Origin of the sequence: Pigmentibacter ruber, assembly GCF_009792895.1 — a bacterium.
Lineage (GTDB): Bacteria > Bdellovibrionota_B > Oligoflexia > Silvanigrellales > Silvanigrellaceae > Silvanigrella > Silvanigrella rubra.
Map to the genome: position 1 here is coordinate 512,602 of NZ_WSSC01000003.1, position 26,697 is coordinate 539,298.

The following is a 26,697-nucleotide window of genomic DNA, read 5'->3' on the forward strand; positions in this document are numbered from 1 at the left end:
TTTAAGAATTTTAAATTTTTAGTTTCTAAAATAAATATTTGTTTGAAAATTTAAAGTAGATTTTATCCAAGCTCTTTAATTTAAAAGATTGATTTATTTAACTTATAAATGCTTTTTTGTTTTTTAATGTTTATTACTTTAATTAAGTTTATTTTTTACTTTTGTAACATTTGTTTATTTTCATCCAATTATTAATAATTTATTTTTTAACTATTCCATTAAAAATAGATTAATTTTGAATTGATAAAAAATAAAATTTTGGTAAGTTAATATTAGTTCATAATACTCTTATAAAGTAAATGAATTATTTTAAATAATCTAGAAAATTTCTCCTTTTTAAAGGAGAAATTTTTTTATACCTAAAAGTTCGAATTCATATGAGGAATTTGTCATGTCTAGATCAAAACCTAAAATTGAGCGGGTCGTTATTTTTGGTGATAGTCTAAGTGATACAGGCAGGATGCATAATTCAAAAACAGCAATCATAGCTAGAAATTTCTTGAATCAAATCACACCATCACCTTACGGTAGATTTACCAATGGATATAATTGGACTGATTGGTTAAAATCTTATATTTTTCGGAATGATTTAGAAAGAATGTTAGCCGATCAAATTATGAATGAAGCATATAAATACAATTATAACATAGAATATACTGAGAAACACATACCAGAAATTTTTAGAGATTTTCCAATTCTAAATTACTCAATAGGTGGTGCTACCGCAGTAAATTTTAAAGAAACCGATGTTGATGATTATGAAAAGGAAAATTTCTTTGATAAAATCAATAAAAATGCAATTAATGATAAAATAACTAGGAAATTTATTTTAAAAAATTTAGATGATCAATATAATGATTTTTTAGAATACAGCTGGGAAAAAGTAAAAAAATATTATGCTAGTAAAATTCGGCATAAAATGAGCAATGAATTTATGAAGGAATTCTGGAAAAGTTTAGAAAAAGATAAAGACAATTTATTAGGATATTTCTTAGAAAAAGATCTTTACATCATTTGGATTGGGGCAAACGATCTTATTACTGTAGGTTGGGATACATCGATTGCTGTTAACCAAATAACGTTACAAATTCAAAATTTGATTCAAGCATTAATTAAAAAAGGTGCAAAAAACTTTATGGTATTCAATTTACCTTTTTTTACGTCTTCTCCTAGATTTATAAAGGCAGATGTAACTAAAAAGCAAAAGCTTGATACATTAATTTCAGAATATAACGATATGCTAATGGAAAGAATTAAAGTATTAAAAAAACATTACCCAGAAGTTGATTTTATAACTCAAGATATTAATTCAATTATGGTTGATCTCAGTGCTTCTAATTATGAATATTTAGATATCAGACACAATTCTATTTTTTCTAACGAGAATATTTCAAATATTGCGTCTTATGGGAAAATATTTGATGAACGATTTTATACTCGGATAACAAAGTTTGAAGAAGGTATGAATGTATCACCAGAATTAACTGGAAGTTCATTGGGCTCTAGATTGTTTCGCAAAAGATCAAACATACAGGTTCTTTCAGAGGTAAATATTAATACTAAAAGATCAAGGCTTTCTCAATTAGAAGAGAAGGAAGATGTATATCCACATATAAATCCATATATTTATGATCCAAATGTCTCAGATGAGTTCAGAAAAAAGTTAAAAGAAATTGAAAAATTAAAAAAGAAAGAAGAAAAAAATAAAACTTATCCACAAAAAAATTCCGCTTTGCAAAGTACTGAAAGTAGAAATGGAAGTATTTCTAAGAAAAATGAAGTTTATGCCTTTCATGATGATGTGCATCCTGGGAAAGAAATTCATCACTTATTAGGTCTTATTATCTCTAAAAAAATAAGGCTACTTTATAATATAAATTCTTTAACGGATAAATTTGAAGATTATACTACAGAGAAAAATACACGTAATCCAAGAGTCTTGAAAAGAAGTAATTCAGTTTAAATATTTTTTCAATTTTTATTTGATCAAAAATATTTTCTTTTTTTATTATGTACAATAAAGGTAAAATATTTAAAACATAAATGGCATCGATTCTTTTTCTAATTTTTTGTCACATAATCAACTGAACTTTTCCCTGGAGAATACTCAACTTTAAATTTATGAAGATTTTTCGTCATAAAAGGACATAGAGCAGAATCCTGCCTTATCCATATTATATAATTTTTCAACTAACTTGTTGCAGTAATTTCTTTGTAAGGAAAATCATTTCTAGTTATAATAAAAGTTTTATTTTTATGGAGAAGTGATTTTCAAGTAAAAAAATTCATTTTTATTTTATCACTTGAAGTTAAAGCAATCATGTCAATTTTCCGGCTTTCAATTTCTTTTGACATTCTTGAATATGGATATCCGACAGATTTTAATTCATAAGGAAGATTTTTAAAAACATAGCCAGTATAGAATTCAATTAAAGCACCCTTGAGCTACTTGTTTTCATCTTCAAAAGTTATTCCCAGTAAAATGAAAAGCCAATTTTAATAACTTGTTTTGTTTCGCTTAAAAAGGATGATATTTGGATTAACAATAAACCTATAAAAGTAAGTATGAATTTTGACTTTTACTTTCAGCTATTTTTTAAGAAAATTAATCTTTATCATTTTCCTTTTTTTTACTTTCTTTTATCTTTTTCTCAAATGCTGTAAATGTTTCTTTATAGGAATAGTGAATAATTTCTGATTTTGCTTTGTTAATAGCAAAACTTTGAATGTTTTTATAAGTAATATCTGATATTTTGTTAACTACGAATGCCTTCACTCTAGCATTGATATTTGTAGAATTAATCTTGGTGAGAACAGAATCTTTAAATTCTACTAAATTTTTTGTAATTCCTGCATCTGGTTTTTCTTGTAAGGTATATCGAGTCTTAAATTCAATTCCTTTTTTTGAGATATTTAAGCTTCTTTTTACTGAAAATGATGGGTCTTTTGGTACTTTTATATTTTCTTCTAACCCGTTACTTTCAATTGGTGATTTGCTTAAATCAGTTACTTCCTGTCCAATTTTTGAAAACTTTGTTAAAACTACGTTATTATCTGCAGATGCAGCTCTGACTATTCCGCTTTCTATTTCTTCGCCTGCAACTAATGAAGCTAAACCGCTTATGGCACTACTTGCAAAAGAACCAACAGCTCCGCCTAACCCACTTTCTAAAGCACTTAAAGCAACATCCATTCCAGGTTTTTTTCCATCAACGGCATCACTTATTGTTTGACTTGTTGCTCCAATAGCTGCTCCTGAAACGGTCGCAACACCAATATTTACTGCCGCAGATGTTATTGTCGCAGCTGCTGTACCTGATTCAATTTCTAATGCGACAGCAGCAGCTGCCCCGGGAGAAGCGGCACCTGCAGTAACAACAGAGACAACAATCGCAAGAGCAATGCTTGCAACAATTCCAAAAATCATTCCAATCCAACCGCCAACACTCATGTGTCCGCTAGGATCACTAAACATAATAGGATTGTTTTTTGCAAAAGAATATCCATTTATACCACCTTTATCAAATGGTGATAAATTATCATAACTCATGAAGTGCTTTAAAAAAGGATTGTATGCTCTGTAACCTTCTCCCAAAAATTGAAGATGACTTTGCGAATCAGTAAGTTGCCCATCAAATCCTACTTTATTTATTTCAATCGAATTTTTACTTTGCTGCGTTGGTAAAAATTCAGTTTCAATTCCATAAGGAGAGTATGCTTTTTCTTGCAGCAAAGATAAATTATTTATGTTACTTAATTGACCACTTATTTCATTTACTGTTGATCCTGATTGATCAAAACCAAAATAAGTAATGACAGAATTTCCAAATGAATTGTCTGAAACAATTCTTGCAACTTTACCACTTAATCCATTTAAATAATTGGTTACGGTTTTATCTTGTCTTTCATTGATTAATGTATTTGTATCATAGATTTTTTCAATAGGAGATTGGTTTGGAATCAATTGTAATACTTGTCTGCCAGTAAAATCATAAATATAATTAGATAAATCAGTATTGCTAGAAGTTTTAATACTGATAGTTTGTCCCAATTCATTGTAATAATATTTATTACCTTTGTCATCTTGAGTGATATTTCCATTGCAATTATATTCAATAGTTAAACTATCAGAAAAAATATTTTTTGCTGAGTTACTGTATTTTATTAAGCGCATTGGATCAGTTTCATCATAGAAGTAATTAGTTGTATTTTGTATATTATCTCCAGTATCTTTTAAAATTAAAGAAGATGTAACTGAGTTAATATTGTTAAATACATCAAACGTATAATTTTCTTCTTGTATTTTGTTACCTAGAGAATCTTTGGGGCAAAGCTCTCCTTTGCAATGATAGTATGATAAATTATTCATATTGTCATAGTTGTAGTTTTCTTCAGCAAATTTGTCTTGACCATTAGTTCTTAACCTTTTCTTTAAATTTCCATTATTGAAATAATCTGTAAATTTAAATTCTGTTACTATATTTCCATTTAGTTTATTGCTTAACAGAGCAATTCTAGACAAATCGTCATAAGCATAATCTCGACTTATTTTTGAGTTTTGAAAGTATTCCGATTTTAATCTGTTGAGTTCATCGTACTCATATTTTGCAGTTTCAAACTGAAACTTATCATTCCAATATTGAATTTCTTGAATTTTTCCAAATTTATCATAGCTAAAAATAGTCGTTTTAGAATTTGCATCTGTGGATGAAAGAAGATTTCCTATTCTATCATATAAACCATATGATATTTTATAGTTAGATACTTTTTTACCTTCGATTCCTCCTTCTGAAATATGTTCAATTGATTTTAATGCGCCATTTGTATAATAAGTGAAAAATTTCGCACCCGTTTTATCATTTACTTGTTTTAGAAGTAATGTAGATGAATCATAGATGTAATTCACATTTTCTGTAGAATTATTTTCAATTGATTGGGATAACTTTTGATGTGTAATTGGATCATATGAATAATGAATTATGTTATAATTACTTCCATTATCTTTTGGAATTTGAATTGATTGAAGCTCATTTGTAACATCGTTATAATTAAATATTGTAGAAAATCCATAACTATTAGTTTCTGAGATAAGTCTTCCTAGTTCATCGTATTCTCTAGTGCCTAATGTTTTTATTATTTTTCCGTCAGTGCTTGATGTACTAATATTCTTTACATGGCCTAGCAAATTATAGGTATAATAAATGTTTCCATTATTTGTAGAAGTAATTTGAGCTAAAAATCCATTTGAATTATATTTATACATAGTTTTTTTATTGTCAATATCAGTAACTGACAATAAGCGTCCAAAACCATCATAACTATACGCTTTAAAATATGTTTCATTTCCATTGGGATCTAAAATACTTTCTTTTATTAGTTTATCACTACTATTTAATTGTTTTAATGTAACAGGTGATTTTATCTTTTTTCCGTTTGAAATTTTATATGTCTGTGAAATATTTTTATCATTATCATATTCAGTTATTTGCGTTATTCCATCAGGGAATTGTATTTCTGTTACTCTTCCTAATAAATCGTACTTTAATTCTGTTGTTGCGGATACTTCTTGCAATTTATCATTAAAATAAATTGTGTTATAGACAGTCGCTTTGTTTTTTCTACCAAACTCATCATAAAATGTTTCAGATAGTGGCAAGAAATTATTCCCATCTAGAATACTTCTATCTGCGTCAGTTGGTGTTCTGTATAATTTTGTATCTCGCCCTAGCCCATCAAGAGCCGTTTTTCTTTTTTGTCCAATAGGCGATGTTTCTATAACATAATTTAAATTTCCAAATTCATCTGCTGTATTTAAAATATAATCATAGCTAAAATTTTTAGCTTGAACTGTATCTGCAAATTTAGTTTTTGTTAGAATTCTGCCCCAAAGGTCGTAAGTATATGTTGTTTTTATCCCTTGCGAATCAATTTCAAACATAGATTTATTTATATATCTATTTATTGCAGAAATTTCAGAGAGAGAAACTTTTTTTCCACCGTAAGTTTTTTTTATAATTATATTTGATTTATCTATGCTGTAATTATAATTATTGCTGAATGATTCATTTTGATTGCTTATTTTTGAAAATTTTGGATAACCGTAAAATGGGGCATTTTTATCTGAATAAAAATCAGTTTCTGCTGTCAAAAATATATTTTCGTTAAAGTACTGCTCAGATTTTATTGGTAAAGAAAAATTTAATCCTGATTCTTTGCTATCGTATTTGCCATAGTAGAAAAGCGTTGTGTATTTATCAGGTGAGCTGGATGAATTTATTTCAATTTTTTTAAGTTGCTTTTCAAAACCTGACGAGTCTGGTTTACATTGGCTATTATCTTCAGTTATTTTACAGTATGTATAAGTTTTTACACTGCCATCTGCATCTGTAAATTTAACCAAATTTCCGTTTTCATTATATTCAGACAGTGTTGTTATTTGCCTACTGCCGATCCTTATTTCTTTTTTTATAGGGAAGGCATAATTACTTGGAAGATTTTCAAACGATTCACTTAAATCAATTGGATAAGTATAAATTACTGTATTTATCGGAGCTGAAGATGTAAACATTCTTTCAGAATTTAGTTTCTTTTTTCCTGAAGAATTTGTGAATATTGAAATAAACCAATTAATAAAAGTGTTCCAAATACTATCATTTGCAGCATGAAAATTTTCATTTTTTATTTCACTAAATCTTTTTCTTTTATAATCTTGTGCTGGATATGTTTCTTGTTTTTCTACTAAATGATATTTATTATAAGTAGTTAAAACATAAGTCAGTCCATTATTTATCCCTACCTGATATTGATAACCTTTGTCTGTTCCATATAGAGGATCTTCACCCATCGTGGATGCAGCTGTTCCTCCATTATGTCCTAAGAAATTATGACCATCTGCGTTTCCATAAGAATAACTTGTGACAATCTGAGGTTGATTTTCTCCTGGATCAAGAACATGTTTTGCTACCGCTTTTACTGAAGAATCATTTTGAGATAATAGTTCAGTATATTCCAAGTTTATTTTGGCTCCAGTTGGAAGTTCTACTGAATTTATTAAAAATGGATTAAATTTATAGCTAGGACTTTCTGGTTTGGTACTATCTTTTTGTTGCGGTAAAAATATTTTACTAACATAATTAAAACCATTTTCACTTCCAATGGAAACCATGGTTTCTTGCCAATTACCATCTGCAGATAATGAGTAAATAAATTTATTATCGCCACTAAAATCTATTTTTAATTTTATATTTTTTCCATCTACATCATCGGAAATTGATTGAAATGAACCATTACTGTCATAATTAAAATAAATGCTGTTTCCCAAATTATCAGTTATTCTGTCTAATTCTCCGGCTGAGTTTAAATATTCTCTTCGGCCATCTTTAGATACAATAATTAAGTTTCCACTATCACTAACTTCTAATCGAATATTTAACCCTTTATCGTATTGTAAGCTAGGGTTGTCACCACTAAATAATACTTTAAAAACCTGCCCACCATCTAGATAGAGCATTTTTGAATTTGCATCGTAGCGTGTTAAGTTGAGATCCCAATTTCTTCCAAAGCCAAAGCGATCTATAGTGGATGAGTTTTGCTGATAGTTTAAAATGAGTGCAAAAGGATTGCTTAATTCATCTCCATAGAGTTGACCTACCTGCATTGAAAATTGGTAGACTCCTGTTCGAGAATCTACTCCTTGTTTTACAAGGGAAGAAAAATTATAGGCATTCGAATACACTTGATTGTTATCACTTGCGTTACTGGAATAATTTAGTTTTTTAGCTGAATTTGAATTTTTTTCAAGTTTGAATTTTTCATCAGCTGTTTGATACTTTCTATTTGCTGAATTGTTACTTAAACGAGTTTGACTGTTTTTTAAGGCTTCTGCTTGAACTGCAGAAGGTAGTAATATCGATATAATATAAATAGTTGTCATGAAACATGAAGTAACAATTGAAAAAATAGATTTTTCTTTTTCTTTAAAATTACTATATTTTATTTTTTTCATATCATTTACCTTAGTAATTATTATTGATGATTTAAAATAGAAGAATAAAAATCTGATAAACCTCTATTTTATTAAAAAAGAGGTAATAAAATTTTCTTTAAATTTTAAAAATTATTCTTAATATTTGGTACTAATTATCTATAGTTAAATCAATATTATTGTAGGAGTATGTATTCCCATATTCATCTATTATTTTAAAATTTACATTAATGGAGTCGTAATCTGATGAATACATATTTGCATAATTAATGGATTCCATAAAGACTATTCCTTTTTTCCCATTTTTTACAGGTTTTAAGCCGTCACTGGAATAATCAAATGTTTCATAACATGCGTCAGTACTAAAATGCCTTAACGAAACTTTTCCTGGATCGCGCATGTCTCCTGCATACACAGAATACATATCTCCATGTGCCCCAATTCGCCAAGCATGATCATCATTACAGCTTGAGCCATCTGTTTCTGTACCATAGGGATATTGATCTATTCCATTTACTGAGGCATCGAGAAGTTGATCAATGCTTCTATAGTCACTTAAAAATACTGATTGATGTGAAACTTTTAGTACAGGATCCCAGTTTGACCAATATTTATTTCCATCTCTTTTATGTACTGAGAGATCTAAAGATGGTTGTGGTGCTGGGGCAATTGCCTCTATAAAAAAAGACTGCGGATTAATTCCTTTGCAAAAATCAGTCTCAGGTAAGTGATATGTTTTTCCATTAATAGATTGTGTTTTTTCTGGGATAAATAAACAGATTTCAGTCGGACCAGTTTTATTTGTGACTAAAAGATAGTCTAGGTTTATTTTAGTTTCACCTGAATTAAACATTAGATTTGACATAGATCTATTATATTTTACTTTATTTTTTTTCTTATTTTTATTGGTTTTGTTGAAAGGTGCTTTTCTGACAGAACTTAATCTTTGCACATTTGGAATCATTCCAACCTTATAATGTAACATTTTTTCATTGTATATGAAATCTGGAAAGGACTCGTAACTTAATTCAGTAGCAGCATTCAAATCAGGATGTGGATTTGATCCGCCAGTCATCCATTGTAAATTTTTTCCAGCATCACGGTCGCGAAAATAAAGACCTTGGAAAAAAGTTCTTGATTCACTGCTACTGAAGAAGTTTGCACAATCTATATCTTCTTCTCCTGCTTCATCTTTTTTGCATTGCGGTGTGATATGGACTGATACATCCATGCGTTGTAAGCCATTTGCATATATCTTCCAAGCGTCAATAGCTGCACTACCTTTATTGTAAGGAGCTATATCATTATTGGTAGAAGTAAACGTAATATTTGTAACATTGATTGTTACTGCATTAGCAGCAATTGGAATTACTGTTTTATAAATTACTGGCAGAGAAAAAATGCAATACCTATTTAAAAATCTAAAATTATTCATACAATAATCCTTATTTTAAGGGAAAAAGATGACTTTTAAAAATTTACACAGGGAACAGTACAAGGAATGCGATTGGACGAGAAACGTATACCATGTTTCATAGCTAAAGCAAAATTAAAACATTTAATTTTACCTTATATATGATTTAATTTCATTTATTGAATTATTTTTTCTTAGAAATGAAAATAAGTAAAATATTAAAAATTTTTAGATAACCAAAATTGAAAAAACAAATGTATTTTACTAACTGAAATTTTTAGAAATTAAATTTTCAAATTATTCCGATAATTATAGAATAGTAGGTCTTTTATTTTTGTTAGCTAGCAATTTCTACAAAAATATATTTACTTTAAGATATTAAACATTTTTTTATCAGAAAATTCTTTTACAGTTTTTCTAATTGTAAGTCATTAGTATGCTGTTGGATAGGATTTGAAATATTTCTTAGAGAGAAAATATTTCTCCAAAGTAAATAGAATTTTCTTGCCAAGAGCCATTTGCACTGTATATTAATGTGTATGATTTATCTAATTCAATTATTTTATCCAAGCAACCTTCCAATTTTATAAAATTATTTGGTTTAAAATTTGAGAAGTCGGATAATTCAGTAATTTTACAGTTATGATTAGTAATTTTATATTTTTTATTAAAATTTTTCTCAATTAATGATTTTTTTGGATCAAGCTCTGATAAATTGGCTTCATTTTTTTTATCAAATTCTTTTGAATTTGTTAGTTTAACGAAGTCTTCTGGAAGTGTATTTGAGTAAAAGTACATGACGTCATCTTCTTCATAAGTAAAATCATTACTTACTACATCTATTATAATTTCTTGTTTGACATTAATTTTTCTTACTTCAGATAAATTAAATTTTATTTTTTTATTCTCTATGTTAACATTTAAATAGACAAAATATTTATTGTCTTCAGATTTAAATAAAACTCCTCCTGGGTTTTTTTCAATTTCAAAATTGGAATTTAATTTAAATATAAAATTACTGTTTTGATTATCTTTTATAAATACTATTTTATCGTTTAATTTACTTTTTGATTCTAAAGTGATTTTAGAAATATCAATTTCGCAACTATCATTATAAAAAAGTGGTACATTTTCTTTTTTATCAAAGTAAGTTTTATTAGTATCAAGGTCACACATCTTATAGCCACTAGCGTAATAAATAAAATCATCACCATAGGATGTGACAAAATTTGAAGAAACTGCTTTCGTATTTTGCTGCTCATTACTTTGAGTATCTTTATTTGAATTTTTGCACCCAAGAAAAGCTGTTAAAGTTAAACTAATGCATGCCGACAAAAATATTTTTTTTTTTTTTTTTCTTTTTTTTTTTTTTTTTTTTTGCATAAAATTTCCAATATTGTTAAATAAATAAAAAATATTCATGAAATTAATTATCATGAATATTTTGTCTTTGTAGTATAGAATTTTAATTTTCGTCAAATTAATTTCTTTTAATTAGATTATATGTTTATATGTTATTTTTATAATACGCGCACCAAATTATAATAAAATTTAGAATAGATATCCATTAAAATAAAAACATATTATCTATAAATTATCTTTCCTTTAAACTATTTATGATAAATATTGTAAAGATAAAGCTAGATTTTTTGAAACCTAGCTAAGTGTGGTTGTTGAAAGTAGAAGTTTTTCTGATGAATTATAAATTCATTTGAATTATCGTTTAATTTGTCAATATCTTGTTAACAGTTTTAATTTTCATTAGTGTTTGAATTACCTCCTTCTTGTCCAGTAACACTTTCTTCACTACTAGGCTCATCACTTTGAGTAGGTACTATGGGGTTTACATTATTATTAGAATTTGATTCAGAACTTTCTTCTATTACTGTATCTGTTTGAGGCTGAGGTTGAGGCTGAGGTTGAGGTTGAGGTTGAGGCTGAGGTTGAGGCTGAGGTTGAGGTTGTAGATCTACAGCATCTTCAATAACCTGCTCAATTTCGTTATTTTTTAACTCAAATCCTTGTGGAACATAATCTTTATTAGAACGATCTATATAAATTTCATTTATTTTTTTGTAATAAGCTTTTAATTTAGCATTTAAATCTGCTATTTTAGCTTGATCAGTTTCTTTATTTAGAGTGTTTAATTTTCCAAGATATTTAGTAGTATATGCATCTAGCACATCTTTGAATTTATTATTTAAACGATTTAATTCGTTACTAACAGTTTCTGGAAGAACTTTTGGAAAATCTTCAGCGGATACTTCATTGCTGACAGGGAGTATGTAACCGATTTTAATTTTGTCTAGATTCCAAGTTTCATCTTCAGAATATAAAATTGTATATTTTTTATTGAATTCCAAAGTAGAATTACAAGATCCAAGAGAAGAAATAGAATCACTTGTTAAAGTGCTGATATCTTCTGTTGTTATTTTGCAATTTGATGTTCTTGCTTGATCATTTAACAATGCTTTTAAATCCAAAGAGTTTTGGATAAGTTCATATTTGTCTGAAGCAAACTTTCTACTGAACTTAGCTTTTTTTTCTATACTAATTAAATTCTCTGGTAATGTTCCCTTAACAAAAGATAGAGAAATATCTAATTTTCTTTCTTCAGATGGAGCATCAGGAATACTTGTAAGTAATTCAATTTTTTCAGCAACAAGTTTAGCTTCAATATAAGTAAGAGAATTTAAAATAAGATTTAAATTGTCGTTTGATAGACTTGCTCCTAAATAATGTTCTTGAATATTTGGATCATTTGCTTTAAATAAAACTGGATAAATTGATGCTATTTTTCCATCTTTACTGATGTTTATGGTTAAATTTTTATTTGCATCTTTAGGTGTGAATATTACTTTGTTGCCATCTTTTCCTATAGCTGTAAGATTTTTTACAATTAAAGTACAGTCTTCTCCATCGTTAATATTTATTTCTTTTACATCTGCAAAAGATACACTGGTTAAATCTGATTCACATTTTTTTTCACCACTTACATTGTATGAATAATTGTTTCCTATGAAAGTATCAAAACTTAACGAAAGATTTTTAGCGACTTTCTTTTTGCTCGCTGTTGTACTAGTTGGAGCTGATTTATTGTCGGAGTTTTTACAGCTGTATAAAGCAATTGAAGAAAGGCTTAAACAAGTAACTAATAAAGATCTGCGAAGCATAAATTCTCCTTATAGAAAATTATGAATGTTAGAATTGTTGTATTTAAACATAAAATACAACAAGTATTTAATTCGTTTATTTTTATAAATGAAAGAATGAATAAAAATCAAATTAATTTAATTTATTACTAATTAAATTATGAATGACATGATTTATAATTTTATTATTTTAGTATGTTAACTTAATGAGTATAATTTCTTTTACTTTTAATTATGACTATTTTTCTAAAAAAATTTATAAGTTAATAAAATTTTATCGATGTAAAATTCATAAAAAATAAAAATGATATATTAAATAATTAATTTTAAGTATTTAGTTGAATATTAAAATAATAAAATTTATTTTTTCATTTTTTTTATTTTTATAAGTAATATTAGTATATTAATATAATATGTTTAATTACAGTGCAGTTTTTGATGGCATATTAAAATTTTACAGAGTAATAATCGATTTTATAGTGTTGTAGACTTAAGTATAGATGTTTTTATCTACCAAAGGAAATAGACAAGTCATGAATAAAATAAAACTTTTTGCCAACAATTTTAATCAAGTAAAGGATTCCTTCCTTCGATTTCCTAGCACATTGTTACTCTGCTTTGTTGCTACAGCTTTGGCTATTTTACTTTCCAGTAAAGAAGAGCAAGATCTAGCATTACTAAAACTTTTCTTTTCGTGTTCTGTCATGATTCCTTTAAGCATAGCATTAACTTTATGTTTTGAAAGTTTTCATGTAAAATGGGGACAACTTTATACTGTCGCAATTACATTCAGTTGTTTAATTATCCATTACCTATTTACAGTTAGTGATGTCACTTTAAGTTATTCGTATAAAGTACTTCATTTGTTTCTTTTGTTTCATTTACTCGTATCATTTTCTCCATTTTTGAAAAAAACCAATGACAAATCTTTTTGGCAATTTAATCAAATTTTATTGTTGAATTTAGTTGAAGCTATTTTTTATGCAGCAGCAAGTTTTATTGCTCTTTTCCTGATGTGCTTCCTCGCTAGTTACTTGTTTGATTTAAACTTAAAGCCTGAATTTTATTTGAAAATATTTGTTGTTTGTTTATATATAGTACAGACTTGGATCTTTCTTTTAGGTATTCCAAATAAATTTAATTTAGGAGACGAACCATATCCAAAACGGTTAAAATTATTTTTACAATTTATCCTTATACCCTTAGTTTTAATCTATATTGGAATTTTATATGTTTATCTAGGAAAAGTTGTCGTTGGTTGGAATATTCCTAAAGGACTGACCAGTTGGTTTGTATCTGGCCTTGGTATTATAGGAGTTTTTGGTTATTTAATTTTAAATAATAAAATTGCACAAATAAGAGTTAAGTGGATTATATTTTTTGAGAGATACTTTTTTTACTTATTAATTCCATTAATTGGACTTCTAGTTGTTGCTTTAAATACTCGTATTCAAGATTATGGGATAACAATTAATAGATACATTTTATTTGTTTTGGCAATATGGCTTTTTTCTTTATCGCTCTTTTTTATCTTGAAAAAAAATGCAAGCTTAAAAGTTATTCCATTATCTTTAGGCATAGTTATGGCGTTAGCTTATTTAGGGCCCTGGGGTGTGTATCAATTTTCTTTTTTTAATCAAAAACAAATTGTGCAACAATTTTTAACAGAGAAAAATTTTCTAAATATAAAATTAGAACCCCAAAAAAGTGAGGTCAAGTTATCCTTAGAAGAAAGAAAAAAAATTACTGCATTATTTACTTATTTAACAGATCACTATGGTGATAATGCCTTGCAGCAAATTTTGGGTTCTGCATTTTTACAAAATGTAGAATTAAGCAAAAATAAAAAATTCTATTTTTTCAGTGGTTCTTATAATTATGAAACTGTAAATGCAATTTTAGATAAGTTAAGTATTAAACCTGCATATCCATGGGAAAACCAGTTAAATAAGGATAATATCAATTTGCAATTTGATTATTCTAATTCAATAAAAAATATTTCAGGATATGAAGAGTATTTTGAATTTGATACTTTTCTTAACAATGAAAATGTTGTGGATAAGTATAAAATTAAATTTGCTGAAAAAGGTTATGATTTATTGTTTTTTAAAAATAATGAGCTTTTAGTTACAATTCCTACAAATCAAAAAATAGAGTCTTTAATTGAGAAAATTGAAAATAAAGAAATTGATTGGAGTGAAGGTACTATCCTTAATTCTGAAAATGAAAGTATTGTTGTAGAGAATAAAATAGTTAGAGTAAAATTACTTCTATCTTCATTTCACTATTTTAAGTCAAAAAATAAAGAAGATGGAGATACAAGTTATAGCGTGAGAGGCGGCATTTTAATTAAATATAAAAAGTAATTTAGAAATTGTTTATCCCCTTTTTTTTACATCATTTTTCAAATTCACTAGATAAAATTTTCACTCCGTCAAAAGTATGACGAATGTATTTGACTTAGAATAATTTTTGTTAATTTATATTTTTTGAGTGATGTGGCGTCACATCACTCTATTTTGGTTGTCCAAGGTTTAAAACCTTTTTAAATTCATCATATGTAGGTGTTTTTTCAAAAGTATCACGGTTTTTTAGGTCAATACCTTCTAAATAATGCTTTAAAAGGTCTCCAGCTAACCACATTCCAAAGATTGGTGGAATATAACTATTTGTTCCCAACATAACTCGTTTGTGTTGACATGCCCCAAATTCTTTTTCAATGGTTGGGCAAATACAATGCCATTCTGTACCTGGAACAGCTTGTTCTGGCTCAATTGCTTCTTCCGTAGAATAAACAACTCTTACACCTTCAGTAATTCCTTGTTCCCTTAATTTGAGACGAATTTGTTTTGCAAATTTATCTACTTTTGTTTCAGAAATATCGGCACATTTAATTTGCGCAGGATCTAGCCTACTTGCAGAACCCATCGAGCTCCAAATCGGAATATTTTTTTGTTTGCACCGAACTATCAAATCTACCTTTGGGATCAGGGTATCAATACAATCTATTACTGCGTCTACAGGTTTACCTGCTAAGCGCTCCGCTTCTGCAAAAATAAAGTCATTTTTATCTGGATGATGATGTTCTGCAATAGCATGATAATTTGCTAATGGATTAATTTTTTGCAGGCGTTCAACCAACAGCTGGACTTTTTTCTTACCTACAGTATCCGTAAAAGCATGTAATTGTCTGTTTACATTAGTAACACAAACTTCATCATGATCTACCAAGGTCACAGAACCAACAGCTGCACGTGCAATCGCTTCAGCGGCAAAGCTTCCAACGCCTCCAGCACCCACTATCATGACATGTAAATTTCTATAACGACTTAAACCTTCTTTCCCTATTAAAAGTTCCAAGCGACTAAAACGATGATTCCGAAATGCCATAAGTTTTCCTTATCGATTACCAAAAGATGAGACATTTGACTCTTTTTACATAGATATTTTTCAGATAAAGTTCTAGGGGATTTTAATCAGAAAGAGAGGCATTTTAAAATATTTTTATTTTGTAAAATGAGCTTTTAAGAAAGGTCGTGCGAAAGTTAGTCTAAAAATACCTGTGGCGATTTTTGAATAGTGAGGCGCTTCCAACCCCTTATTGTTCTAACTGCAATGACAGAAGACCCAAATAAAAATAGGAAGAAAGATAAAATCCAACCTAAAAAAGGAATAATGGCAAAAAGCCAGCCTAAAACAAAGAAAGGAGTGGAAAACCAAAAAGTTTGAATTTGCCATCTAAAATGATTGTCAATCCAAAGGCCCTGTGACTTTGTCCTCGATAAGATACTGATAGTAAGAGGGATTAAAGAAAACAGTCCCCCAGTAAATATAGAAATCAGTTGCAAAATATAAACTGCAATTGAAATATTTTGGAGAGATTCAGTTGAAGGTAAATTGCTTTTTTTTGGGGAACGAAAAAAACCGCTACGAGACATAATCTTCCTCATGAACTACGGACGTGGCACCAATGTGCTTGTGAGCAGTATACCTACTTTCTTGTGACTTTGAAAGAATTTCTGAAATTTTTGTCATTTCTGTTGTTAAATTTTGGAAAGCTCCTAAAAGACTCCACTTTTCAGCTTGTTCTAAGTCATTCAAATTGAGATGATCTAATTGTAATTTTATTTTTTCTAAGTTTTCAGTAATTTGCTTAATAGTCGATTTACTATTTGGCTGGGCAAGTTTTTCACCATTGCTTTCTAATGTTTTAGAAATAATATTTCTCAGTGTTTTGACACTCACACTTGATGGAACTGTTTCTAAAATTCCTTTTCGTTTTTCGGTAGGAACGGGTAACAAAGCTTTAAAATGTTCAAACCCAAAATCCGATCGAAGTGAGGTCACAGTATCAAACTCTTCTGCAACCCTAATATATTGGTTAGCAGTAGTATAATTCATATTTAAATGCTCTTCACAAAAGTACTTCCAACCATTTTTATTTCCCTCATAAAAACGTTGTTTCATTTCCCCGATTAGTTTTCCTTTTAAAAAAAATGCTTCTGTTTGGGCATTATCAATACGATGGATAAATTTTATGTATTCTGACTTATCCCATTTGTTTCTTTCTAATTTCAAACGCTCAAAATTATATTGAATTTTTGTTATGGAATAGTCACCTTGCTTACTTTCTGTATTTACTTGAACCATTTCGTTTTCAGTAACAATTGTTGTTTTAATTGTGTCTTGAGTGAAAGCTTGAATTTTAGAATCATCAATTATTTTTGGGAATTCAACTTCGGAATTTTGTATTTTTGGGGCTGGTTTTTCTTCTGTTTGAATAGGCTTTGTTTCTATTTGTTGAGTTTCATTCTCAAGTGTTGGCTCTGTTCTAGTGAAAAGACCTCTAAGTGCTTTTTTTGGTTTTGTTAATTCCATTTTATATCCTCCAGCAAATTTAATCTTAATTTTTAAGAGAGTGATGTGACGTCACATCACATTAAGGAGCTGAGTCAGCAGCTACTTCATTATTAGCATTCAAAAGAACAATTTTAGAGATATTTTTATTTTGTTCACAAATTTCTTTACTAAGTGCTAAATAGTCTTCAGCTCCTGTGCAGGATTGATCATAGTTAAGAACAGATTTTCTAGCTTTTACTGCTTCCGCAAGTTTAACATTTTGTCTAATACAAGTTTTAAAAATACAATTTTTTAATAATTCTATATTTGTTACTTTGTCTACTATTTCCCTCGATAGTTTTGTACGCGAATCAAACATAGTAACGACTAGTCCTGAAATTTTCAACTTAGGATTTAATTCTTCTTTAATTAAAGTAATTGTTTCAAGTAACAAATTTAGCCCATCAAATGCAAACGGATGAGCTTGTAATGCAATTTGTACTTCTGTAGCAGCGTTTAATGCATTAACACTAAGTAATCCTAAACTAGGTGGAGTATCTAAAATAATGAAATCATACAAACTATGTAATGGTAATAACGCTTTTTTTAAACGATTTTCTCTGCCTATTTCACCAGCCATTCGGCTTTCAAATTCAGACAATTCAATTGAGGCTGGGGCTATATGTAAATTCTCATATTGAGTTTCTAAAATAACGTCCTCAAGATTTGTTTTTTTAGGCTCAACAAGTAATTCAAACATACTTTTTTCAATGTCTTTAGTATCGATTCCAAGTCCTGTGGTAGCATTACACTGTGAATCTAAGTCAACAACTAATACCCGCTGTCCTAATTTAGATAAACCTGCTGCTACATTAATCACTGTAGTTGTTTTTCCACAACCACCTTTTTGATTACAGATAGAAATAATGCGAACGCTGCTAGGACGTTCATAAGTACTCATTTTTTTTTCAGAAATGTTTGATCTTGTCGCACCAATTCTTTTTACCTTTTTTTCAGACATGAAATCACCTCAAATGTTTATAAAATAAGAGCATTCGCACCTTGTTTGAAAAATCGATTTTACATTATGCTTACTTTTAACTGATTTTACTTTTTTAGAAAAAAATAAAATCAGTTTTATTATACAATGCAGTTCAAAAGTTTTGTTTTACTTCAGATGCATTGAGTGAAAATGAAAAATCGTCAATATTTTGACAGATGATATTTAAACTATAATTAGGAAATGAGCATGTTTTATCAAAAATTATTTTCATTTTTTGGCTTTCTAGGGGTTACTCTAGGAGCTTTTGGTGCGCATGGTTTAAAAAATAAAGTTTCCTTGGAGAGTTTAGAAACTTGGAAAACAGCAACCTTTTATTTGTTAGTACATGTAATTATTGGTTTGCTTTCTTTATTTTTTGCAAAATCTAAAAAACCAGCTTTTTGTTTTGCACTAGGGTCATTTTTATTTGCTGGATCTTTATACTTATTAGTTTTTTTAAATTTGCCGATTTTAGGAATTGTGACTCCATTTGGTGGGACTGCATTATTAATAGGTTGGATTTTTCTTTTTTTTGATTTTAAAAAAGAAATTTTTAACAAATAATGCATTGATTGAGGAAATATGAACGATAATAAAAAACAAACAAAAGAGTCAAAAGACTATAAAAATAAAACGCAAAAAGTGATTTCAGGTATTTCATTTTTTCTTACGAAATTATTTTATTTTAAAGTAAAAACCGGTCCAACTGTGCAAGAAAAAACCCATCATTGGTTCAGTGTTCTGTGCTTAACAGGAGTAGATTATTTTTCTACGCTAGCTTATCAACCAGGTATAGCATTAATGGCAGTAGGTGCGTTAGCTCCTTTCTCATCTTTTTTGCTTGTTCTTGTTACTTTATTTGGTGCTGTACCTACCTATCGGGAAGTGGCAAAAAGATCCTATACTGGGCAAGGATCTATTGCCATGTTGGAAAGTTACTTAAAAGGTTGGCTAGGAAAATTTTGTGTTTTAGGTTTAATTTCATTTGCAATGACCGACTTTTTTATTACGATAACCCTTTCAGCATCAGATGCTGCAGCACATATGGTAGAAAATCCTTATTTTAGTCAAATAGTAGGGCATTCTAATTTAGGGATCTCTATCATAATGGTTTTAATTTTAGGTTTCATTTTTTATATGGGATTTAAAGAAGCTATTTTATTTGCAATGCTTTGCACTTTACCATTTTTATTTTTAACTTTAATTGTTATAAGCGTTTCTAGTTATGAAATAATTAAAGACATTTCATTATTTTATCAGTGGATTAATGAACCTATTTTTAAAGTTGATTTATTTGGTTTATTTATTATTTCGGCCCTAGCCTTTCCTAAACTTGCTCTTGGGCTCAGTGGATTTGAAACTGGTGTGTCAGTTATGCCATTGATTAGTAATGGTAAAAATGAAGATCAACATCCCCATAATAAATTAATTAGTTATGTTCCTTTAGAAAGAATAAAAGGAACAAAAAATTTATTGCTATGTTCAGCATTGATTATGTCAGCCTACTTGTTAACTTCAAGTGTTGTAACCTCAATTCTATTAAAACAAGCACAAGTTGTTGATGGAGGAGAAGCTGCAGGTAGGGCCTTATCTTTTCTAGCACACAAATATGTAGGAAATATTTTTGGTACAATCTATGATATTTCCACAATTGTAATTTTAGGTTTTGCAGGTGCTTCTGCTTTAGCAGGGTTACTAAACATTATTCCAAGGTATCTTCCTAGATTTGGCATGGCTCCCCAATGGGCATCATTTCGCAGACCATTAGTTATTCTAATTACTTTAATCAGTATATTAATTTTAGTAGTATTTAAAGCAAATGTTAATGCTCAGACTGGTGCATATGCGACAGGAATTTTAGCGTTAATTTTGTCTGCATCTATAGCAGTTACGATAGCTTTAAGAAGAGAATCCAAACTCAATAACTCTAAAAAAATTAAATTCAAAATATTTTATTTTGTATTAGTTTCCTGTGTTTTTACTTATACTTTAATAGATAATATTAAAATAAGACCAGATGGTTTAGTGATAGCTTTTTTATTTTTTGTCGCAATTTTACTTGCAAGTGCAATCAGTCGTTGGCGCAGAGCATTTGAATTGCGAGTTGAATCTCACACATTTCTAGGAAAAGAATCTGAAAATATGTGGGAAGAAATAAAAAATAAAAAAGTAAATTTAGTACCTATTTCTTTTGGCGATAAAAATTGGTTTAAGCGGAAAGAAGAAAAAATTAAAGAATACTATAAATGTGAATCACCTTTAGCTTTTTTGACAATTTCATTGCGTGACGATCGCAGTGAATTTGAAACGCCTCTTGTTATTAAAATTTCAAAGATGGATAATAATCAAAGTAACTATTTGATTGAGGTTTCTGGTGCAGTAGCATTACCTAATACTATTGCTTATATCAGTGAACAAATTGATCCAATAGCAATTTATTTAGGTTTAGCTAGACAAAATGCTATGGAACAAGCAATTTTTTACGTATTGTTTGGAGAAGGTGAAATAGGAATCTTAACTTATAAAGTTTTAGTACAATATTGGGAATCGACCGATGAAGATGATGTCAGACCAGTTATTTTTCTTATGTCTGAGTAATACTTTCTTTTTAAGTTGTGTTGAGGTGTAATGGACGTAATAAATAACGAAAAAGAAGCCTTGCTATTTTTTGCCGATATTAGCGGATATACTGAATTTGTTAAAAAACACACATCAACATGGGCGCACGGGCAATTTATTATTTCTGAGTTACTAAAAATTATCTTGCAAGAAATTGATGAGCCTTTAAAAATTGCCAAAATAGAGGGGGATGCTATCTTTTTTTATCTTCCGATAGAGCTTACTTTTGATCAAAAGTTGATTAGTAATAAATTATTAAAATTCTTTAGTGAATTTGATAATAAAAAACTATCTTTAAATTCTGTAAGAAGTTGTGAGTGTCAATGTTGTTCAAATGTTGAAAAGTTAAAACTTAAAATTATTGTTCATTTTGGGAAGGTTTTAATATATCAAATAAAGCAATTTCAAGAATTGTCGGGATTAGATGTCATAATTTTGCATAGATTATCGAAAAATTCTGTGCAAAAAAATGAATATCTAATGTTGACTGAAAATGCTTTTAACAAAATTGCATATTTTAAAGATATTTCTTTTACTGCAAAAAAAGAGCATTATGAAGATATTGGAAATGTAAATACATTGGTCTATTTTCCTAGCGCAGAACAAAGTCAAAGTAAAGAAATTATTTCAAGTAATTTCGAAAAATTTATATTCAAATTTAAATTACTTTTTATGACCTTTTATTTAATCATGAGGTCAATTTTACAATTAAAATTCTTGAACGTTCGAAATTAAATTTAGTAAAATATTATCTACTAAAAAATAAATATTAAAGTCCATTATGTACTATTAAAATAGTAATCTAAAACTTGTTTTCCTGTTTGGGTGAATTTTTGTATCGTAGCATGACAATTATGCATATAAAAAACTTGCCTGAAAAGAAAAATATTATGCTTTGTTAGTTCTAATTATTTAATCTAAAAAAATAAGCAGTTACATTGCAACTTTAGAAAAATTCTCCGAGATATTTAAATGTATTAGATAGAAAAAATTTTAATAATATCATAAAAATTTAAATTATAAATAAAAAATAAATAATTACATAATAATAAATTTATTAAAGTAACTATTTTAGTTAAAATTTATTTGAAAATTATATTGATATTAAATAAAAAAAACTAAATAAATATTGATAAATTTTTTATATAAAAAATATAGTAATTTTATATAAAAAATCAATATGCTTTTTGAAAAACAAAAAAATAACTTTAATACTTAAAATTTAAATGGTATTTTATAATTCTTATAAGGGGTTTTTATGATAAATATAAATAGAATAGTTATTTTCGGAGATAGTTTAAGTGATTTTAATAGAATGCAAGATAGTGTTTTAGGAAAAGCAAGTAAAACATTTGGACAAATTGCGCATTCACCTTACCAAAGATTTACAAATGGATATGCTTGGGGTGACTGGTTAAGAACATATCTATTTAGAAGTAAAGTAAAAAGAATGAGTGGAATAGAATTAGTAAACGAAGCTTATTCTGTAAATTATATTCCAAAATACTTACCACCTGATACAGAATTCATCAAATTTAAAATTGAAAATTATGCTGTTGGGGGAGCAACAGCGATAAATTTTAAAAAGGTAAGAAGAGGAAATATAGCTTCACATTTTTTAGATAATCTATCTTCTGAATGTGATTTATTTCTTAAAGAAAATAATATAAATTCTTCAAGAGAAAATCAAAATTTATTAAACAATGATCTTTATATCATATGGGCTGGAGCCAATGATTTTATTACGGCTGGATGGGATGATTTTGAATGTGCAAATCATGCGACAGATGCTATTATTGATTTAATAAAACGCTTAATGAATTTTGGTGGGCAAAATTTTGTAATATTTAATTTACCATTTTTTACAGCTGCACCAAGATTTAGATTGAGTGAAAATGAAAATAATGAGGTTAAAATAAGACGTAATATTCATTTAGATGACTTAGTAAGATACTTTAATTTTTTGTTAAACGAAAAAGTTAATATTTTATTAAATCAAAATTCAAATATTTCAAGAGATAATATAAATCTTGTAAGAAGAGTAAGAGAAGCGCTAACTAGAGTTGCCAACGATCTTCCAGCGCCTGTATCCAAATCTGTATATGCCGATCTTGCAAAACCATTAAATAATTTTAATTTAAATATTGAGATAAAAGATTTAAATTCAATAATGATTAACTTAGATGAAAATAAATTTCAAAAACTTGAATTTGAAAATGAAGTTTATCCTACAAAAATTAATGAATATAAAAAAGGAATGATTCAAGTTGACAAATCTAGGATTAAAAATCGAGATGGACAAAGACTTTCAACTATGAATAGTAATACAATTTTAACGAGAACTTCGCAGATAATTTCTGCTAATAACTTTAACCCTTATATTGATGATTCTGATAATTACAAAGAAAAATTTATAAGGAAAAATTCTTTGGAAGATAAAAATCCAAATGAAAAAAACTCTTTGCTTAAAGTTTATGCTTATCATGATGATGTTCACCCAGGAAAAGAGATTCATAATTTATTAGGAATTATAATTTCTAAAATGTTAAGCAAATCTTTTAATTTCTATACTCCTGCAAGTAGATCATTTGAAATTTAATTTTATTCAAAAATTAGAATTATTTACTAATAAAGTGTCATGTAAATTTATATTAGATGAATTAAATTTAAAGTAGATTAATTTAAATTAAAAATTAAGAATTTCTAACAAAATAAATTTGCTTTAAATTTTGATAATTAAATTTAGTGCATTGCTGTTGAATCATTTCTGTGATCCATTCAGGAGATATTTCTTCAGATATAGGAATTGCTAGATCTTTAATATTCTGTTTCATACAATGCTGAATAAGAGATTCAAAAACAGGTTCTAAATTGTTCACTTTTACTTTTTCTTGCCAATTATTTTTTACTGTCATTGTCAAAATGTGTTTTGTACCAAATAAAGCATAAATACTATAATGATAGGTGTGATAAGGCATTAATTGTTTTCTCATACAAGCCCTTGCATATTCTCTGTAATAATCAGGCCATACTCGCTTCATTTTTTTGGTTAATGGGTCATGACTTAAGCCAATACAGTTAATTGGGTGGATAACTGCTTCAGGATAGATATCAAATACATTTTCAATAGTAGTAATAAGCATAAGTCACCAACATTATTTATTGAGCATCCTTATCGATAGGTAGTTAAATATTGTTGCTACCAAAGCAGCACTGCTGCCAACCCATAAACCATACCCAATTTTAATTTGATTTGTCGCTAAAGCAACAACACCAAACATTTCAACTGGTAATGTTTTAGCAATCGTAGTTTGATATGCTATACGGGCTAGTTGGTAGTAGTAAATGAAAGTAACCGATAAAGAAAGCAAAAGTAAAAAATATAAGAAAAATTTCTTTGCTTTTTCAGTCCGTGCCAAAATAAAAGACAAAATAAGCATAACCAGGGAGAGCAGTAAGATAAGAAGTACAGAATTTCCTCCTACATCTAATCCTGTTTTTGAACCTACACCATATGACATCCATGGTAAAAGAGGACAGGTTAGCATCAGTAAACAGAGGATATTCAAGGTATAATATTTTAACTTTTCTGACTGATTCATAATCATTCCTTTTGTTAGCATAAATGAGAATCTTAATTTATATTATAGTATCTTTTTTTCCTTAATATGATTTTTTAATGCAAAATAATTAAGCTCTATTCCTGCAGTTTGAAATTTCAATATAAAAATTTACATTTTCTTTTAAAAAAATTAAAATCCCTTTGCAAACAGTTTTTCTTCTTTATTTTTTGTATCTCATTTTTAAAATACTCTCTAAAGGTCTAAAATAAAATGAAAAAATTTAATTATATCATTTCTGCTTTCACAATTTTAGCGGTTAGTTGCGGCAAATCTAATACTGATAATAAAGCAGGTAAGAGTGATTATACAGTTAATGATAAATATGAAATAAAGGATACCCCTTCAAAAAGTTTTAATGATAGAATTAGTGCGTTAGTTTTTCATTATACTGCACTTAATCAAGAAAATTCTTTAGAAGTTCTTATAAAGGGAAATGTTAGCGCGCATTGGTTAATCCCAGAAACGGGAAATACGGTATATAAATTGGTAAGTGAAGATAAACGTTCGTACCATGCTGGTATAAGCTCTTGGAAACGGAGAACGGATCTAAATGACACTTCAGTAGGGATAGAAATTGTTAATTTAGGCTATACTTGTATTAATAATCCTAAAAGCGATCAATGTCCAAAGAATGAAAAAAAATGGTATAAGTATACAGATGAACAAATTTCTATGATAATTAATTTAGGGAAAGATATTCAAAGTAGATATAAAATTGATCCTTTATGTGTTGTTGGGCATTCTGATATAGCCGTAGGAAGAAAAGTCGATCCGGGTCCATACTTTCCGTGGCAACAATTAGCAAATGCAGGAGTTGGTGCTTGGGTTACTGAAGATGAAATTCAACAACAACTTAAGTTAATTGAAAATAGTTTTAGTGATGATATAACTACTTTTACTCTACAGACACGATTATACGAATTTGGTTACGATATTCGTAGCCCTAAATATACAGATAAATTTATTGATAGTGAATTAACAGAAAAAATATTTCCTGAATTTTCAGGCACTAATAGTAAAATTAAAAACTGGAAAAATATTCCGTTTGATAACCTTAATTTATTAAATAAACTAAATGTATATTCATTAACTAATACTAGTGAGGCAATTAATATAAAAGATATTTTTGATATTAATCTAACAACAAGCGCAATTGATGCATTTACCATGCATTTTTTACCAGAAGAATATTTATCTAATAAAGTCATTGAAAATAAAAAAATTCTTGCAACAATTCAAGCTTTACTTATTAAATATCCTAATAGAGCCAAGTCTGGGTGTGGGTATTAAAATTTATATAAATATTTAAAATTTCTTTGAGAGAAAATTTTTGATATATGTAGGTAATTGAGTTTTATTTTTGGAATCTGCCAAGGCTTCAGAATAAGTTAACTCACAAGGAATAATTCCTGACCAAGTATCAAATTGTTGATCTATTTCTTTATCAACTGGAAATCCTGTTCTTGTTTTTGCTGATGCTTCATCAAGATTAAATCCAATTACTTCTGTTATTTTTGTTTCATGTTCAGTTGGTTGCCTAACAAAATCCCAGCGATTTGGAAGTATTTTATTTGTCAAGGCAGCAAAAATCTTAAATTTTTCATCACTTTTAGTTACTTTTTCTCCATGTGCGAATATAACTACAGAGCGGTAATTTAATGAATGGGAAAAAGCTGACTTTGCTAAAACTAACCCATCTACCATGCTTACTGTAATGCAAGCTTTTTTCCCGTTACTTAATAACTTCATCATTCTACTCCCAATAGAACCATGAATATAAATTTTATTCCCAACTCTTACATACATAGTAGGCATTACAAAGACATTTGCATTTTCATCTACAAAACCAATATTGCACAAGAAAGAGCAATCTAAAATGCTATAGATGCTTTCTTTGGTATATGAGCCTCTGTCTGGATATCGATTTAGCGTTGTTATTGTTTTTGCTTTATTCTCTGACATATTCTTTCTCCTCTCTTCTTTTATTTTCCACTTTTTATTTTAAGTTAAACTGGTCTATTGTT

Annotated in this window: 18 protein-coding genes; 7 read left to right on the plus strand and 11 right to left on the minus strand. The window is 28.2% G+C overall.

The features are described from left to right. Positions 1-391 precede the first annotated feature (391 nt). Positions 392-1,963 carry an SGNH/GDSL hydrolase family protein gene (locus GOY08_RS11225; RefSeq protein WP_158998996.1) on the plus strand — a complete coding sequence of 524 codons (1,572 nt, stop codon included), beginning with the start codon at positions 392-394 and terminating at the stop codon, positions 1,961-1,963. A gap of 642 nt (positions 1,964-2,605) precedes the next feature. Here GOY08_RS11225 and GOY08_RS11230 read toward each other — a convergent pair. The 4 genes from GOY08_RS11230 to GOY08_RS11245 form a co-directional block, all read right to left on the minus strand. Further along, positions 2,606-8,005 (minus strand): RHS repeat domain-containing protein, encoded by a 5,400-nt coding sequence (locus tag GOY08_RS11230; protein ID WP_158998997.1) that lies wholly within the window; start codon positions 8,003-8,005, stop codon positions 2,606-2,608. Positions 8,006-8,135: 130 nt separating this feature from the next. Further along, positions 8,136-9,419, minus strand: coding sequence for a hypothetical protein (locus GOY08_RS11235; protein ID WP_158998998.1), 1,284 nt, complete (start codon positions 9,417-9,419; stop codon positions 8,136-8,138). A 444-nt stretch (positions 9,420-9,863) separates the two neighbouring features. After that, the gene (locus GOY08_RS11240) at positions 9,864-10,781 is read right to left on the minus strand and encodes a hypothetical protein (RefSeq protein ID WP_158998999.1); all 918 of its coding nucleotides are present in this window, start codon (positions 10,779-10,781) and stop codon (positions 9,864-9,866) included. A 368-nt stretch (positions 10,782-11,149) separates the two neighbouring features. After that, complete coding sequence (locus GOY08_RS11245; protein ID WP_158999000.1) at positions 11,150-12,571, minus strand: hypothetical protein; 1,422 nt, start codon at positions 12,569-12,571, stop codon at positions 11,150-11,152. Between the two features lie 512 nt (positions 12,572-13,083). On the opposite strand from GOY08_RS11245, the gene GOY08_RS11250 reads away from it, so the two are divergent. Continuing rightward, complete coding sequence (locus GOY08_RS11250) at positions 13,084-14,916, plus strand: DUF4153 domain-containing protein (RefSeq protein ID WP_158999001.1); 1,833 nt, start codon at positions 13,084-13,086, stop codon at positions 14,914-14,916. A 148-nt stretch (positions 14,917-15,064) separates the two neighbouring features. Here the strand turns inward: GOY08_RS11250 and GOY08_RS11255 are convergent, their stop codons facing one another. The 4 genes from GOY08_RS11255 to GOY08_RS11270 all read right to left on the minus strand — a co-directional run bounded on the left by GOY08_RS11255 (position 15,065) and on the right by GOY08_RS11270 (position 18,410). After that, positions 15,065-15,940 (minus strand): tRNA threonylcarbamoyladenosine dehydratase, encoded by an 876-nt coding sequence (locus GOY08_RS11255; protein ID WP_158999002.1) that lies wholly within the window; start codon positions 15,938-15,940, stop codon positions 15,065-15,067. Between the two features lie 155 nt (positions 15,941-16,095). Next, a complete protein-coding gene (locus tag GOY08_RS11260) occupies positions 16,096-16,488 on the minus strand; it encodes a DUF4870 family protein (protein WP_158999003.1) in 393 nt (130 codons plus the stop codon). Continuing rightward, on the minus strand, positions 16,478-17,428 hold the full coding sequence (locus GOY08_RS11265) for a hypothetical protein (protein ID WP_158999004.1): 951 nt from the start codon (positions 17,426-17,428) through the stop codon (positions 16,478-16,480). Before GOY08_RS11265 ends, GOY08_RS11260 begins: the two co-directional genes overlap by 11 nt. A 61-nt stretch (positions 17,429-17,489) precedes the next feature. Beyond that, positions 17,490-18,410, minus strand: a complete 921-nt coding sequence (locus GOY08_RS11270) for a ParA family protein (protein ID WP_158999005.1) — start codon at positions 18,408-18,410, stop codon at positions 17,490-17,492. 228 nt (positions 18,411-18,638) lie between these two features. Here GOY08_RS11270 and GOY08_RS11275 point away from each other — a divergent pair, with 228 nt between their 5' ends. The 4 genes from GOY08_RS11275 to GOY08_RS11290 all read left to right on the plus strand — a co-directional run bounded on the left by GOY08_RS11275 (position 18,639) and on the right by GOY08_RS11290 (position 23,649). Continuing rightward, positions 18,639-18,995 carry a DUF423 domain-containing protein gene (locus tag GOY08_RS11275; protein ID WP_202914056.1) on the plus strand — a complete coding sequence of 119 codons (357 nt, stop codon included), beginning with the start codon at positions 18,639-18,641 and terminating at the stop codon, positions 18,993-18,995. An 18-nt stretch (positions 18,996-19,013) separates the two neighbouring features. Next, entirely contained in the window at positions 19,014-21,029 is a 2,016-nt protein-coding gene (locus GOY08_RS11280; RefSeq protein WP_158999007.1) for an APC family permease, read from the plus strand. 30 nt (positions 21,030-21,059) lie between these two features. Further along, positions 21,060-21,785, plus strand: coding sequence for a DUF2652 domain-containing protein (locus GOY08_RS11285; RefSeq protein WP_158999008.1), 726 nt, complete (start codon positions 21,060-21,062; stop codon positions 21,783-21,785). Between the two features lie 523 nt (positions 21,786-22,308). After that, positions 22,309-23,649 carry an SGNH/GDSL hydrolase family protein gene (locus GOY08_RS11290; protein WP_158999009.1) on the plus strand — a complete coding sequence of 447 codons (1,341 nt, stop codon included), beginning with the start codon at positions 22,309-22,311 and terminating at the stop codon, positions 23,647-23,649. Positions 23,650-23,743: 94 nt separating this feature from the next. On the opposite strand, the gene GOY08_RS11295 is transcribed toward GOY08_RS11290, so the two are convergent. Together GOY08_RS11295 and GOY08_RS11300 are read right to left on the minus strand one after the other, a co-directional pair. Further along, positions 23,744-24,193, minus strand: a complete 450-nt coding sequence (locus GOY08_RS11295) for a hypothetical protein (RefSeq protein ID WP_158999010.1) — start codon at positions 24,191-24,193, stop codon at positions 23,744-23,746. 12 nt (positions 24,194-24,205) lie between these two features. Further along, positions 24,206-24,652: a hypothetical protein gene (locus GOY08_RS11300; protein ID WP_158999011.1), complete on the minus strand. Its 447-nt coding sequence runs from the start codon at positions 24,650-24,652 to the stop codon at positions 24,206-24,208. Positions 24,653-24,883: 231 nt separating this feature from the next. On the opposite strand from GOY08_RS11300, the gene GOY08_RS11305 reads away from it, so the two are divergent. Beyond that, positions 24,884-25,963 carry an N-acetylmuramoyl-L-alanine amidase gene (locus GOY08_RS11305; RefSeq protein WP_158999012.1) on the plus strand — a complete coding sequence of 360 codons (1,080 nt, stop codon included), beginning with the start codon at positions 24,884-24,886 and terminating at the stop codon, positions 25,961-25,963. Between the two features lie 15 nt (positions 25,964-25,978). Here the strand turns inward: GOY08_RS11305 and GOY08_RS11310 are convergent, their stop codons facing one another. Beyond that, a complete protein-coding gene (locus tag GOY08_RS11310; protein WP_158999013.1) occupies positions 25,979-26,635 on the minus strand; it encodes a pyridoxamine 5'-phosphate oxidase family protein in 657 nt (218 codons plus the stop codon). Between the last annotated feature and the right edge of the window lie 62 nt (positions 26,636-26,697).